Below are 512 nucleotides of genomic sequence, written 5' to 3'. Positions count from 1 at the left end.
GCTAAAGCTGAAGCAACAGCTCCCAGACAAATCAATAAAATCATACGGGATTGTTTTTTTATGTGGTAAAGTCCTAAACTAATGATAAACGGCCAGACAACATAGAATTGTTCCTCAACTGCTAACGACCAAAAATGATTCAATGGAGAAAGCTGGTTAAAATTATCAAAGTACGATAATTTATGATAGATATACCACCAGTTACTAACATAAAATAACGCCGCTAATGAATCTCCACACATTTTTTCAAGTAAAGAGCTATGAAAAATCGTAATCCATGCCAACGTTATAACGAGCATAACAAACATTGCTGGAAGCAATCTCCTTGCCCTACTAATCCAGAATTTCTTCAAATCAATTCTCTTATTTCTCTTCCACTCCATCGCTAGAATATCTGTAATTAAATAACCTGAGAGTACAAAAAATACAGTAACCCCTAAAAATCCTCCAGGCATCCAATTAAAATTAATATGATACAAAATAACACCTAGTATAGCTAGGCCCCTTAGACT

At 34.6% G+C, this 512-nt stretch carries 1 protein-coding gene; it reads right to left on the bottom strand.

The genetic code is table 11. The features are described from left to right. A partial coding sequence (locus JDS80_RS30715; RefSeq protein ID WP_199640820.1) for an acyltransferase family protein occupies positions 1-512 on the bottom strand: 512 nt, incomplete at both ends.

The sequence above is a fragment of the Bacillus cereus group sp. N8 genome (assembly GCF_016483685.1).
Lineage (GTDB): Bacteria > Bacillota > Bacilli > Bacillales > Bacillaceae_G > Bacillus_A > Bacillus_A proteolyticus.
This window is presented reverse-complemented; position numbering and strand designations above follow the sequence as displayed.